The sequence below is a fragment of the Hymenobacter psoromatis genome (genome assembly GCA_001596155.1).
Classification (GTDB): domain Bacteria; phylum Bacteroidota; class Bacteroidia; order Cytophagales; family Hymenobacteraceae; genus Hymenobacter.
This window is the reverse complement of sequence record CP014771.1, coordinates 1,748,009-1,759,515: the sequence shown is the minus strand read 5'-3', so window position 1 is coordinate 1,759,515 and position 11,507 is coordinate 1,748,009. Positions and strand designations below refer to the sequence as shown.

General features: G+C 54.8%; 11 protein-coding genes and 1 pseudogene. 4 read left to right on the top strand and 8 right to left on the bottom strand.

The features are described 5' to 3' along the window. Positions 1 to 15: 15 nt before the first annotated feature. From A0257_07475 to A0257_07455, 5 genes and pseudogenes are all read right to left on the bottom strand, one after another. Positions 16 to 1,023, bottom strand: a pseudogene (locus A0257_07475) (hypothetical protein). 138 nt (positions 1,024 to 1,161) lie between these two features. Beyond that, complete coding sequence (locus A0257_07470) at positions 1,162 to 1,542, bottom strand: hypothetical protein (GenBank protein ID AMR26962.1); 381 nt, start codon at positions 1,540 to 1,542, stop codon at positions 1,162 to 1,164. Between the two features lie 125 nt (positions 1,543 to 1,667). Then, positions 1,668 to 1,868, bottom strand: a complete 201-nt coding sequence (locus tag A0257_07465) for a hypothetical protein (protein AMR26961.1) — start codon at positions 1,866 to 1,868, stop codon at positions 1,668 to 1,670. Between the two features lie 67 nt (positions 1,869 to 1,935). Next, on the bottom strand, positions 1,936 to 2,427 hold the full coding sequence (locus A0257_07460) for an acetyltransferase (protein ID AMR26960.1): 492 nt from the start codon (positions 2,425 to 2,427) through the stop codon (positions 1,936 to 1,938). Next, a complete protein-coding gene (locus A0257_07455) occupies positions 2,427 to 3,371 on the bottom strand; it encodes an acetylornithine carbamoyltransferase (GenBank protein AMR29664.1) in 945 nt (314 codons plus the stop codon). Before A0257_07455 ends, A0257_07460 begins: the two co-directional genes overlap by 1 nt. A 162-nt stretch (positions 3,372 to 3,533) precedes the next feature. Here A0257_07455 and A0257_07450 point away from each other — a divergent pair, with 162 nt between their 5' ends. From A0257_07450 to A0257_07435, 4 genes are all read left to right on the top strand, one after another. Further along, positions 3,534 to 4,139, top strand: a complete 606-nt coding sequence (locus tag A0257_07450; protein AMR26959.1) for a hypothetical protein — start codon at positions 3,534 to 3,536, stop codon at positions 4,137 to 4,139. A 33-nt stretch (positions 4,140 to 4,172) separates the two neighbouring features. Further along, complete coding sequence (locus tag A0257_07445) at positions 4,173 to 4,526, top strand: hypothetical protein (GenBank protein ID AMR26958.1); 354 nt, start codon at positions 4,173 to 4,175, stop codon at positions 4,524 to 4,526. Positions 4,527 to 5,117: 591 nt separating this feature from the next. Then, the gene (locus A0257_07440) at positions 5,118 to 5,537 is read left to right on the top strand and encodes a hypothetical protein (GenBank protein ID AMR26957.1); all 420 of its coding nucleotides are present in this window, start codon (positions 5,118 to 5,120) and stop codon (positions 5,535 to 5,537) included. Between the two features lie 228 nt (positions 5,538 to 5,765). Then, positions 5,766 to 6,191 carry a hypothetical protein gene (locus A0257_07435; GenBank protein AMR26956.1) on the top strand — a complete coding sequence of 142 codons (426 nt, stop codon included), beginning with the start codon at positions 5,766 to 5,768 and terminating at the stop codon, positions 6,189 to 6,191. An 830-nt stretch (positions 6,192 to 7,021) separates the two neighbouring features. Here A0257_07435 and A0257_07430 read toward each other — a convergent pair. From A0257_07430 to A0257_07420, 3 genes are all read right to left on the bottom strand, one after another. Next, positions 7,022 to 7,465, bottom strand: a complete 444-nt coding sequence (locus A0257_07430) for a hypothetical protein (protein ID AMR26955.1) — start codon at positions 7,463 to 7,465, stop codon at positions 7,022 to 7,024. Positions 7,466 to 7,473: 8 nt separating this feature from the next. Beyond that, positions 7,474 to 7,803 carry a hypothetical protein gene (locus A0257_07425; protein AMR26954.1) on the bottom strand — a complete coding sequence of 110 codons (330 nt, stop codon included), beginning with the start codon at positions 7,801 to 7,803 and terminating at the stop codon, positions 7,474 to 7,476. A gap of 71 nt (positions 7,804 to 7,874) precedes the next feature. Beyond that, on the bottom strand, positions 7,875 to 11,111 hold the full coding sequence (locus A0257_07420; protein AMR26953.1) for a carbamoyl phosphate synthase large subunit: 3,237 nt from the start codon (positions 11,109 to 11,111) through the stop codon (positions 7,875 to 7,877). Positions 11,112 to 11,507: the final 396 nt, after the last annotated feature.

Below are 11,507 nucleotides of genomic sequence, written 5' to 3'. Positions count from 1 at the left end.
AAGCTGTAACTGGCTAAGAAATTCTTGGGTGTCCAGAAAATAGCTTGGATAAGCTTTTTTCAAAAGTTCGATAGAGTCAGATGATACAAGCACTACCTGCTTTTTATTCTCAGGAGTAATAGTTGCTTCTTCTTGCATATAATCATCGGATGCTTGGTCAATAGCTGCTTTTGAATAAGTTTTAATTGTAACTTGAGCATCAGCGATGTTAAGGACTACCAAGTGTATGGAACCTTGGCGTTTATCGGTGGTGACATTCTTAATCACCTGACTAAATGCCATAAGTTTATTTATTACACCTAATCTTCTAGCTTCAGATTTAACCTTTTTAAAGGTGGATTCTTGTGTCTCATCAGAAAACTTATCCAGTCCATTTGTCTTCTCCACATAAGTAAAAGCATGGCTGACTAATGAGAAAAAATCCAACCATTCCTGCGGCCCTTGACTTGATTTTAATGAGTGGTCTAGAAAAGTACCAACAGTTTCAACGGCTGTAGCCCAAGCATGTTGAAGTTTAGTTCTAATTTGAAGTTCTAACATTAAGCCATCGTAATTACGATTAATCGAGTTTGAATATTCGTAAACTAAGTGGTAGCAGCGATAGCCAGAATCCTTTGGATTATTGATATAGTCTTTCTCGCTCTTCAACCTGTGAGGAAATCCAGGGTGTTTATATTTTCCAGCTAAACGATAAACATCGTCGCAGTTAGTTAGTACTACACGTAATCCTCCAACATCTTGCATTCTAGATAATTTCATTTGCGAAAAACGCTCAAGCTTATCTAAAATAGATGTAGTTCTTTTAAGGCGTTGAGAAACAATTGATTCTATTTTTAACGAGCGTATCTTATCTCGAAGCGTTGATTGAAATGTATTCAATGGGTATGCATGGCAAGACCTATGATTATTGAGCATTGAAACAGATTCTACGAGAGAAAATTTTGAAGATTTTCTTATCAGAACTTGTCCTGCTTCATCAAGCTGGCGCTTCGAGTATAGAGGTATACGGTCTTTGAGAGCCATAAAAATTAATCAAATGTTTTAGAAATTACCCTAGCTTCCCCAGCGCCTGCTGCTGGCCGGCTTCCGCGAGCGGGCCAGCCAGCCAACTGTTGCTGGCGTGTGCGCGGCGTTCGCCCGTCTGGTGAAGAAAGCGTAAACTTAAAACGCGAAATCCATTTCCGCCAGCTCGCGCCCCACGGCCCGCACGCCTTCCAGAATCCGCCGCGTCTGGGTGGGGCTGGGTTTCTTATTACCCGCAATGTACTGGCTGAGCAGGCTTTGGGTCATGCCCAGGCGCTTGGCCAGCGCGGCGGCATTAATGACTTTATACGCTTCGAAAAACGATTTTAAGTCATAGGTGATTTTCACGTCCTCAATGGTGATAGTGCGGCCCGTGTCACTCAGGGCCAAGTTGAGTACCTCCACCATATTAGCTTTCAGCTCCTCGAAACTGGTGCCCACCGTGTAGGCTCCTTCGCCTTCATGGTAAGCACTATAGCCCGTAGGGGTGCGCTCGACAATCATCTCATACTTTTTCATCGCTAGTCTGGTTTGGCTAATTGGATGGGGTAGGCCACGAGGCAGGCTACTTATTCGGTTTTTGCAGGTAGTAAATCTACAACCTGCCTGACCTAAACCAACTGCGGTGGACAGTGATTCCGGGGTTACTTCAGCCCCGCCTGTTTTAGCAGCAGCGCGGCCAGTCCTTTGCCGACTTCCGCGCTGCCGTGTAGCGGAAACTCCAGGTAGCCGCTGCGGGTGAGAGCTTTCTTGGTAGTGTGCGCCAGCTTGACGTGGCTGCCCGTCTGCGCAATTTTATACCAGCCATCTCTGGTTAGCTTACGATAGAGTTCCGAGCTTTTCACGTGCTGAACTGGTTGAATTTCTGGCCAATTACCGAAGACTTCTGGTTTGGGTAATTAGCAGTACGCCTCATACCGCCCGCGCCATCCACAGCTGGCAGCCGAAGTGCCCGCTGTCGCCCAGCGGCTGGGGTAAGTAGGTGAAGCCCAGCTGCTCGTAGAGGGGTAGGGCCTGGGTTAGCTCCGGCATGGTTTCGAGGTACACGCGGGCGTAGCCGGCGGCGCGGGCCGCGGCCAGGCAGTTATTAATCAGCGCCTTGCCTACCCCCCGGCCGCGGGCGGCGGGCAATAAATACAGCTTCACCAGCTCCGCGGTATCGGGCGGGAGGCCGGGGGTAGGGAAGATGCCGCCGCCGCCCAGCACCGCGCCGCTCTGCTCGGCCACGAAGTAAGCGCTGCGCGGCGTGGCGGCAAACAGGGCGGGCAGGTGGTCGGTGCTAGCGTCGAAGTAGGCCGTGCCGGGCCGCGCCGCGCCGTGTTCGGCGAGCGTGTCGCGGATGACGCGGGCCAGGGCCGCCGCATCGGCAGGCGCGATGGGGCGGATAGTAATAGCGTTGGCCATTATTTCAGCAACTCATGTAGCACGGTTTGCATGGAGAACGTGCGGTTGCCGGCTTCCTGAATGATGAGCGAATGGGGCGAATCCAGCACCGCGTCCGATACTTCCACGTTGCGGCGCACGGGCAGGCAGTGCAGGAATTTGCCGTTATCAGTCAAATTCATGTGCGCGGGCGTGAGCATCCAGGCGGGGTCGGTGCTGAGCACTTGGCCGTAGTCGCGGTAGCTGCTCCAGTTTTTGGCCTGCACGTAGTCGGCCCCCGCCAGAGCCTGGCGCTGGTCGTATTCAATGGTCGCGCCCTTCGTAAACTTCGGGTCCAGCTCGTAGCCTTCGGGGTGGGTGATGACGAAATCCACCCAGTCAATTTCCGAAAACCAGTCGGCAAACGAGTTGGGTACGCACTGCGGCAGGGCGCGCACGTGCGGAGCCCAGCTCAGCACCACTTTCACGCGGGGCTTGCGCTTGGTTTCGGCCACCGTAATCAGGTCGGCAAACGACTGCAGGGGGTGCAGCGTGGCGCTTTCCAGGCTGATAACCGGCACCGTGGCGTACTGCACGATTTTGGTCAGTACCGCCTCGTTGTAGTCGGCCGCTTTGTCCGTTAAGGTCGGGAAGGTGCGCACGCCCAGCACGTCGCAATACTCACTCATCACGGCGATGGCATCCTTGATGTGCTCCTGCGTCGAGCCGTTCATCACGGCCCCGTCGGCCATTTCCAGGGTCCACGAGTCGGCCCCGGCGTTCAGCACCCAGGCTTGCGCGCCCAGGTTGTAGGCCGCTTTCAGGCTACTGAGCCGGGTGCGCAGGCTGGGGTTAAAGAATATCAGCCCCACGGTTTTGTTCTTGCCGATGTGCTGGTAGCCGTAGGGGTTCTGCTTGATTGCCAAGGCTTGGTTAAGCAGCGCCTGGTAGTCGCCGGCATCGGCGAAGGAGAGAAAGTTTTTCATGGGGTAGGGGCGCGGACCCGGCGAGTCCGCGAGATAAAGCGCCAAACCAGCATTATTTGCCGCTGGCGTTAGTTGACTTAGCGAAAGGGCGAAGGTAAGCCGCCCCGCCCCGACCGTATATTTGACCAACCTGTTGACCAACCTGCTTCCTTACCCTCCGCTATGACGTTCGCCGATATTGATAATGTGGTAGTAGTGCATGGTCCGCAGCTGACCCGGCTCACGGACGAGGAGTTCTTCGACCTCTGCCAGCACAACCCTACCCTGCGCCTGGAGCGCAACGCCGACCACGAAATCGTCTTTATGCCCCCCGCCGGTTCCGAATCCAGCCATAATTCAGGCGAAGTATTTTTCCAGCTAAAGCTCTGGAATCGCCAGTACCAATTAGGCTACGCCTTCGAGTCCTCCGCCGGCTTCACCCTGCCCGACGGCTCCGTGCGCTCGCCCGATGCCTCGTGGGTAGCCAAAGCCATTTATGACGCGCTCCCGGAATACCAGCGCCTGCGCTTCCCGCCCGTGTGCCCCGCCTTCGTAGTCGAAGTGCGCTCGCCCTCCGATGGCCTCGCCCCCCTGCGTCGCAAAATGGAAACCTACCTCGCCAACGGCGTACAAGTCGGTTTCCTGCTCGACCCCACCGCCGAAACCGCCACCATCTACCGCCCCGGCCAAGAGCCGCAGGAAATCAGCCACTTCGACCAGGCCCTCAGCGCCGCACCGGCTTTGCCCGGCTTCGAGCTGGACTTGCGCCCGTTGCGCCGGTTGGGGTAGGGGGCTTACTTGAAGAAATTTACCTTACTCGTAATGAAAAAAGCTATTCAAGCCAGATTGCACAAGGCGTTGACTGCAAATGGAGGTATGAGCCATGCTCTTTACGAATATGAACTCAAAGAACATATCGCCTACTGGAAAGCTGGAATGATACGGGACAAGGACGAGTTTTTATTCGTCGTAACCGAGAATCGTGGTGATGTTGCCATGCTGCTAATGACCGATGAAGGAGAATTGCTTATCAATGAGTTGGCGCGGGAAAAACTACAGCAGCTTTGGAATAACAAAGGTGTTTACGAAGGCAATATCAAGCTGCTGCTACCAATGATGGCGGAACAGCTTGCAAACGGAGAATTGTACGTGAATGGCATAAAAACTATGCGGTAACTTTTGTTAAGGCGCATTAAACACCTGCTCCCGCAACTCTCGAAAGATAAGGGGCCGAGCTAACCGGCCCCGCCCCTTGCCAGCCGCTCCAACCGAAACTCCCCGCTGAGCCGCGGGCCTCCCAAGACCGGCTTACCGCCCAGCATTTGCGCGTCGCTGCTGCTGAATGCTTGCCAAGTCATGGGGCCAAAGATAAGTAGTCGTTTGTTGAAGCCCTTGGTGTTCCAGTACCAGGAGCTTCACGGTTGCATAGGTAGCCGGGTGGTGAGGTGGAAAAACCGTGCGGTCGAGCGAAGATACGCGCCCCGCCAACGCTGCCGCCCGCGTCGGCACTGGGGGCTACTTGGGAGTTTGAGGTAGCCTCTCACTGCGTGAGGCTGCGCTAACAAGTGATGGAAACCTTTCCCAGATTGCTTACCTTTGAGAACCATGAAAACCACTCAGCCGCCCGTTGAAACTGCCCTGGCCGTGGCCCGCCGCCAGAACGCGCTGGCCCACCTGCGCCGCCGCTACGATGAGTTGGACAAGCTCACCGGCCAGAATGCGGCCGAGCGGGTAGCCGAATTACGCCGCAACCACCGGGCCGCTTAAATGCTGGAAGAAGCCCGCATTCGCTCCTGCGATTGGGACGAAGCCGGTGGCAGCTTGGAATACGACATCAGCCACCTACACCCCGCTTGGGACGTGGTGATTCAGGCTTACGAGATACGCAGCGTCACCCACGACGGCCACTTGGTGTACGCCAGCGACTTCACGCTCTACCGGCGAGGCTCGGCCGTGCCTGCCGATTTCAGCAGCTACCCGAAAGCCGCGAAGCAACAGCTTTGGGCTATCATTTTTGCCATTAAGCGTAAGTTCTTCGTGGAGGTGCGGCCCGCCGTGGTCGAGCATTTTATTAAGGCTCCCTACCAAGCAGAAACCCGCTTGGCACTCTACCAACTGCACCTGGACTTGCGGGACTACGACGTGGCGCTAACCAGTACCACGTTTACCTTTCTGCGGCGTGAGTAGCTTGGCATGAGTTGCGCCCCGCCCACGCCGCCCCCCGCCGCCCGCGCCGCGCTGGCACCGGGGGCGGCTTGGGTTTCTTGTGCAGGCGGGCGCAAGAGGCAAGGAGCCACCCCGGCCCGGCGGCAGTTAGAGATGATTGGGTGACGAGCGATAGGAAATATAGTTACCTTGCGCCCTTATTTGGGTTTGGCCATTCTCTCGATTGAACAGAAATAGTGTAGTTTTCCTATGAAAAATCTAAAGATTGTTTTCGTGTTTTGCTTCATGATTGTCTGCCAATCTGCTTACTCGCAGAAGGGAATTACTAACACTTACGTGTCCACTCAAATGTACATATCATTTATGGATATAGGTACACACGAAATGAATGGTGAGCCAATACTAGTAAGTAAACTAGTTAACATCGAATACAATGCCTCTTTCGAGTCATTCGTTATTAAATATCAAGATGCTAAATCAGGGCAATACCAGACGATGAATTTATCCTTCATGAGATACGATAAAGGTGGGAAATTTATTATAATGAAATATGGCTATGGAAATCCAGTTAGTGTACAAAATGAAATCGATGATAAAGGCACATTGACGATAATATCTCACAAAGCAATCGATGAAAAAGTGCTTCCTATGTATATGATTTTTAATATAAGATAGAATTTTGACTGTTTATAGTTTCTGAAGATATTGGCTTTTTACCCAGCCCATTACATTTTGATTATAAAAATTATGGTCATTAATAAAGATAAATTTACTAAATATTATTTTTGTCCAAAGCCCTGATTTATTAGTAATAGTAACCAATTCCGAAGAGGAGATATTTGCAATAACCCGATAATTTAAGCCAGGGCCATTATGAACATTAATTTGGTTGCTATTTGTAATTGCTGCACCTGTATAGGTCGGCGGTAAATTATGTTTTGGTATATGCGGTAGCGAAAAATTGTATTTAGATGTGGGTGGCGGTGAAGAGTTGTATTTTGGTGTGGATACAGATGAGGAATAGGCGTTACGGCGCGAACGCACAAGAGCAGTGTAGGTAGGTAGGCTGTAGTTACTTTCAGAACTAGAGCAAACTCCGCAGCTTCCACCACCTCCTGCACAGTGAGCACAATGCTCGCATGTAGAGCAAGCTCGGCAGTTAGCTGACCCTGTGCATCGGGCGACTATACTCAAATTGGTAGTAGATACTGACTGAACGTGATATTTCGTGCGCGGTGCCACGCCTACAGCTATCGATAGAACTGATAATGCAATCGAACGAATTATCATAATGATATGCTTTTAAAGTCCTGCTTTTTACAGGATTTGGCAATTGTAACTAATTTTTGACTGCGATGCAAAAATAACTTACCCCGCCCGATACTCCCCCCAGCTCTTAATCTTCAAATCCTCCATTCCCAGCAAACAAAACGCCCGAATAAACTCCGCGGCCAGCCGCGCATTCGTCAGCAACGGGATGCCGAAGTCAATGGCGGTGCATCAGGCTACGCTGCTTCTCCCACTTGCCGCTGATGCACCACTTTCGCATTGCGGGGTAGTGGGGCTGCCGCTACCGCCAACTCATAGGGCCGATTAAAGGCTTCCTGTGATACGTGAAAGTAGCTGGCTAAGCGGCGGATGACCGTTTTCGACATCCCCCGGCGGCGGTTTAGCACATCAGACACCGTGCCGCGGCCGATTTTCAGAATACCGGCCAGGTCTTTGGCCAGCAGCTGGCGGCCGGCCATAAGGGAGCGGAGCAGGTCGATGGGGTCGGCCGCTGGGAGGCGGGACTGCGCTTCGTCCCAGGTTTCGATGAGTAGCGTGAGTAGGTCAATTTCGTCCTGCACGGCGGTGGCGGGCGCTTCGGTGAGCAGGGTTTCTAGTTCGCGGCAATAGTGTTGGTACTGCGGCTCGGTTTTGATAACGGTGTAGGGTAGGGTTTTCATGGCGACGCTCAATAAAGATTGACGGTGTATTGCTCACTCTTCGCGCAAAGCTTGTCGTACTCGGCGTGGGTGCCTACCCAGCACACGAACAGGTGGACCTGACGCTCCCCAAACACGTAGCGGGCAATGAGGCGGTAATGGTTGCCGCCGATGTCTAACACGACGCGATTACTGCCATTGCCCAGCAAATCGGCCGAGCCGAAGGTTTGCTGAATGTCGGCGGGCGTGTTCCAATCGGCGTATTTCACCGCCGTCAGCCACAGCGTGAAGGAGCGGTTGCGGGCGTGGCGGGTCGCGTAAGCTTCTACCGTCTGGCGTTTGATAAGGTGAACTTTCATACCGATACGCCAAAGTTAAAGCAAGAGTTCGCATTTTGCGAACTCTTGCTTTAACTTTGTTCCAGCGCTTCCTACCCCATCTCCCGATACTCCCCCCAGCTCTTAATCTTCAAATCCTCCATCCCCAGTAAACAAAACGCCCGGATAAACTCCGACGCCAGCCGCGCATTCGTCAGCAACGGCACCCCGAAGTCAATGGCGGTGCGGCGGATTTTGTAGTCGTTATCCAATTCGCCTTTCGACAGGTTTTTGGGGATATTAATTACCAGGTCAATTTTCTTCTCGCGCAAATACGTCAGCACGTTGGGTTCCTGGTGGTCGTCGGGCCAGAAGAGGAGCGAGCTGGGGATGCTGTTTTCGGCGAAGAAGCGGTGGGTGCCCTGGGTGGCGTAGATGAGGTAGCCTTTTTTGACCAGCAGCGCCACGGCGGCCAGCAAGGCCACTTTCGACTTGATGGGGCCGCCCGAGATGAGCACCGTTTTCGCCGGAATTTTGTAGCCTACGCTCAGCATGGCTTTGAGCAGGGCTTCCTCGGCGGTGTCGCCCAGGCAGCCGACTTCGCCGGTGCTCACCATGTCCACGCGCAGCACCGGGTCGGCACCGGGCAGGCGGGTAAAGGAGAATTGCGGGGCTTTCACGCCCACGAAGGGTAGGTCGTACACACGCTCGCTATCGTCGCGGGCGATGTCTTTTTTGCCCAGCAGCACCTGCGTGGCTTTAGTAATCAGGTTGTTGCCCGATATCTTCGACACGAAGGGGTAGCTGCGCGAGGCGCGGATGTTGCACTCGATGACCCGAATGATGCCGTCTTTTTCCAGAAACTGGATGTTGAAGGGGCCGCTGATTTGATAGCGGCGGGCGATTTTCTCGGCAATGTTCTTGAGTTTGCGGATGGTGCCCACGTACACCTTTTGGGGGGGGTAGTACATGGTGGCATCACCCGAATGCACGCCCGCGAACTCGACGTGCTCCGAGATGGCATAGCTGATGATTTCGCCGTGGTCGGCCACCGCGTCCAGCTCAATTTCCTTGGCTTCCTGAATGAACTCCGACACCACCACCGGGTATTCGGCGCTTACATCGGCGGCGGTTTGGAGGAAGTTCTCCAGCTCGAACGCATTGGAAACCACGTTCATCGCCGCGCCCGACAGCACGTAGCTCGGCCGGATGAGCACCGGGTAGCCCACCTCGCCTACGAAGTCGTGCATGGCTTCCAGCGAAGTCAGCTCGCGCCAGCGGGGCTGCGCAATGCCCAGCTCATCCATGATGCTGCTGAACTTGTGGCGATTCTCGGCCTCGTCGATGCTGGCGGCGCTGGTGCCCAGGATGGGCACGTGGGCTTCGGCGAGGCGGGTGGCCAGGTTGTTGGGAATCTGCCCGCCGGTGCTCAGAATCACGCCCGTGGGCTGCTCAAACTCCAGAATATCCAGCACCCGCTCGTAGCTCAGCTCCTCAAAGTAGAGGCGGTCGCTCACGTCGTAGTCGGTGCTGACGGTTTCGGGATTATAATTGATAATGAGCGTTTTGTAGCCTTCCTGCGCGGCCGTTTGCACGGCGTTCACCCCGCACCAGTCGAATTCCACCGATGAGCCGATGCGGTACACGCCCGAGCCAAGCACGGCAATCGAGCGTTCGGTTTCGGGCGCGAGGTCGTTTTCGGTGCCGTGGTAGGTGAGGTACAGGTAGTTGGTTTTGGCCGGAAACTCGGCGGCCAGCGTGTCAATCTGCTTCACCACGGGGAGCACGCCCAGGGCCAGGCGGCGCGCCCGCACCCGCAGCTCGTCGGCCTTCACGTCGCCCGCGCCCAGCAGCTGCACGGCCAGCTGCTGGTCGGAGAAGCCGGCCTTTTTGGCTTCGCGCAACAGGCTGGTTTCCAACCCGTCCAGGCCCGTAGCGCGTTGCGCGGTCAGCTGCTTGCCGAGCTGAAAAATACGGTCCAGGCGCTGCAAAAACCAGTGGTCAATCCGGGTCAGCTCGTGGACGCGCTCCAGCGTATAGCCGGCCTCAAACGCCTCGTTGATGGCGAAGATGCGCTCCTCGTTCGGCTCGCTCAGCAGGCGGTCAATGGTCTCGTTATCCAGGGTTTCGGGGGCGTTGCCCACGAAGCCGCGCTTGCCGGTATCCAGCATCCGCAGGCCCTTCTGAATGGCTTCCTCAAACGAGCGGCCGATGGCCATAACCTCGCCCACGCTCTTCATGGCGCTGCCAATCTCCCGGTTCACGCCCGAAAACTTGCCCAGGTCCCAACGCGGCAGCTTCACCACCACGTAGTCGAGCGCCGGCTCAAAAAACGCCGTGGTCGTCTGCGTAACGCTGTTTTTCAGCTCGGCCAGCGAGTAGCCCAGGCTCAGCTTGGCGGCCACGAAAGCCAGCGGGTAGCCCGTGGCCTTGGAGGCCAGCGCCGACGAGCGCGACAGCCGGGCATTGACCTCAATCACGCGGTAATCCTCGGACACCGGGTCCAGAGCGTACTGAATATTGCACTCGCCCACGATGCCCAGGTGCCGGATAGTCTGGATGCCAATCGTGCGCAGCTTGTGGTACTCGCGGTTGCTTAGCGTCTGCGACGGGGCCACCACGATGCTCTCGCCGGTGTGGATGCCGATGGGGTCGAAGTTCTCCATGTTGCAGACCGTGATGCAGTTATCAAACGCATCGCGCACCACTTCGTACTCCACTTCCTTCCAGCCCTTCAGGGATTCCTCCACCAGAATCTGGTCGGCAATGGTGAAGGATTTTTCGGCCAGCGCCCGCAGCTCGGCCTCGTTGTGGGCGAAGCCGCTGCCCAGGCCACCCAGCGCAAACGCCGCCCGCACGATGATGGGGAAGCCGATTATTCTGCCCGCCGCCAGGGCCTCGGCCATCGTGGTGCAGGCCACGCTGCGAGCCGTGAGCACCCCAATCTGGTCGAGCTTGACCTTGAAAATATCGCGGTCCTCGGTGTCAATAATGCTCTGCACGGGCGTGCCGAGCACCCGCACGTGGTGTTTTTCAAACACCCCGGCCCGGTACAGCGCTACCGCGCAATTGAGCGCCGTTTGGCCCCCAAAGGCAACCAGAATGCCGTCGGGCTGCTCTTTCTCGATGACGCGCTCCACGAAGTAGGGCGTAACGGGCAGAAAATACACGTCGTCGGCCATGCCCTCCGAGGTTTGCACGGTGGCAATGTTGGGGTTGATGAGGATGGTGCGGATGCCTTCCTCCTTCAGCGCCTTGAGCGCCTGCGAGCCGGAATAGTCAAATTCGCCGGCCTCCCCGATTTTTAACGCGCCGGAACCGAGGATAAGGACTTTAGTGGGTTTGTTCATTCTAAGGGGGTAGGGGGCAAACCGTTGGAAATGGTCGTGTCAAAAAAGAACGTCATGCAGAGTGCAGCGAAGCATCTTGCCCGCTTTGTTAGGTCCAGCTACGGCTTGGTTTTACTTGCTGCTTCGCAACTCAATAATTCAGCATCTAAACGACGACTCTTTATTATTAAAAAAGTATCTTGGCTTTGCCTACAATTTTTTGCGTCTTTTTCATACTTAATTACTGAATAGTATACAGCTATAACGTCGCCGTTTTGCCATGTTATAGTTTTCGTAGTAGTTAAGGGAAGAGTTACGTTTTTTTTGCTTTGGGAGTCATAACAAGCAACAACATTCGCGCTTTTGGCTTGAGCTTTGATGCCATCGATGAAATGATAATAATTTTGAAATGACTCT

What these genes read in the sequence shown, in the direction of transcription:
- A0257_07420 (AMR26953.1), bottom strand. Translation starts at nt 11,111, where the DNA reads ATGAACAAACCCACTAAAGTCCTTATCCTCGGTTCCGGCGCGTTAAAA.
- A0257_07450 (AMR26959.1), top strand. Translation starts at nt 3,534, where the DNA reads ATGACGTTCGCCGATATTGATAATGTGGTAGTAGTGCATGGTCCGCAG.
- A0257_07455 (AMR29664.1), bottom strand. Translation starts at nt 3,371, where the DNA reads ATGAAAAACTTTCTCTCCTTCGCCGATGCCGGCGACTACCAGGCGCTG.
- A0257_07435 (AMR26956.1), top strand. Translation starts at nt 5,766, where the DNA reads ATGAAAAATCTAAAGATTGTTTTCGTGTTTTGCTTCATGATTGTCTGC.
- A0257_07470 (AMR26962.1), bottom strand. Translation starts at nt 1,542, where the DNA reads ATGAAAAAGTATGAGATGATTGTCGAGCGCACCCCTACGGGCTATAGT.
- A0257_07445 (AMR26958.1), top strand. Translation starts at nt 4,173, where the DNA reads ATGAAAAAAGCTATTCAAGCCAGATTGCACAAGGCGTTGACTGCAAAT.
- A0257_07430 (AMR26955.1), bottom strand. Translation starts at nt 7,465, where the DNA reads ATGAAAACCCTACCCTACACCGTTATCAAAACCGAGCCGCAGTACCAA.
- A0257_07440 (AMR26957.1), top strand. Translation starts at nt 5,118, where the DNA reads ATGCTGGAAGAAGCCCGCATTCGCTCCTGCGATTGGGACGAAGCCGGT.
- A0257_07425 (AMR26954.1), bottom strand. Translation starts at nt 7,803, where the DNA reads ATGAAAGTTCACCTTATCAAACGCCAGACGGTAGAAGCTTACGCGACC.
- A0257_07460 (AMR26960.1), bottom strand. Translation starts at nt 2,427, where the DNA reads ATGGCCAACGCTATTACTATCCGCCCCATCGCGCCTGCCGATGCGGCG.